This is a genomic window from Xanthobacter autotrophicus, from assembly GCF_030015065.1.
GTDB classification, from domain to species: domain Bacteria; phylum Pseudomonadota; class Alphaproteobacteria; order Rhizobiales; family Xanthobacteraceae; genus Xanthobacter; species Xanthobacter autotrophicus_D.
This window is the reverse complement of the sequence record NZ_JAIVFN010000334.1, coordinates 1-519: the sequence shown is the minus strand read 5'-3', so window position 1 is coordinate 519 and position 519 is coordinate 1. Positions and strand designations below refer to the sequence as shown.

At 66.7% G+C, this 519-nt stretch carries 1 protein-coding gene; it reads left to right on the top strand.

What is annotated here, in order from left to right:
• Positions 1–250: 250 nt before the first annotated feature.
• A partial coding sequence (locus K9U40_RS23395; protein ID WP_282892458.1) for an iron-sulfur cluster assembly protein occupies positions 251–519 on the top strand: 269 nt, incomplete at its 3' end.

Genomic DNA, 519 nt, shown 5'->3' with positions numbered 1-519 from the left:
CACCCCTCCCCCGCAGGCGGGAGAGGGAGCAGGCCGGTTTGGGGTGGCGTAAGGTGCTCTGGTTCAGACACAGACCTGTCCGCGACGCCGCCCTCCCTTGCCCAACGATTAATCAGCGCCCATATGTCAGGCTTTGCAGTTGAAGCCCGCCATGCGAATCAATTGGAAACTTCTATTCATTCCAAAACGGCTCCGCGCGCCTGCCCCGGAACGTTCGACGGCGCGGAAGACCGGCAACAGAGTTGAGACCATGAGCAACACAGCCGAACTCAGCGAAGACCTGGTCCGCTCCACCCTCGCCACGGTGCGCACCCCGGAGGGCGTCGCCCTCTCGGTGTCGCCCGCCCTCTCCGGCGTGGTGGTCACCGCGGGCAAGGTCTATCTTTCCATCAACATCGACCCGGCCCAGGCCCGCGCCTGGGAAGGCGTGCGTGCCGCCGCCGAGGATGCGGTGAAGGCCGTTCCCGGCGTCGTCTCGGCGCTGGTGACCCTCACCGCCGAGCGCAAGATGGCCCCGCC